Raw genomic sequence first — 260 nt, 5'->3', positions numbered from 1 at the left:
CACAAGAACGAAGACTGATTCAGGAACGAACAAGGGGCGCAATGAGCGCCCCTTTTCTATGCCTGTCTGTCAGCCTATCGGGTGTTGTGTAGCGCCTGTCGGAACCCCAGCAGGCAGACCCAGTAGACGTAGAACATGACCGACGAGCAGATCATCACCAGCGGCACCCCGAAGTAGGCCCAGAGGTTACTTTGCACTTCCACGCCGTAGCCTTTCGACAGGCTCAGCACTGGACCCCACAGCACAACGGAAGCTGCCCC

Annotated in this window: 1 protein-coding gene; it reads right to left on the bottom strand. The window is 58.1% G+C overall.

Annotated features, from left to right (window positions below; translation table 11 throughout):
• Nucleotides 1-74: 74 nt before the first annotated feature.
• The coding region (locus R0J88_RS21255; protein WP_410901064.1) for a hypothetical protein at nucleotides 75-260 on the bottom strand (186 nt) is incomplete at its 5' end.

This window comes from Pseudoalteromonas sp. SIMBA_162 (assembly GCF_046535955.1).
GTDB classification, from domain to species: Bacteria; Pseudomonadota; Gammaproteobacteria; order Enterobacterales; family Alteromonadaceae; genus Pseudoalteromonas; species Pseudoalteromonas marina.
This window is presented reverse-complemented; position numbering and strand designations above follow the sequence as displayed.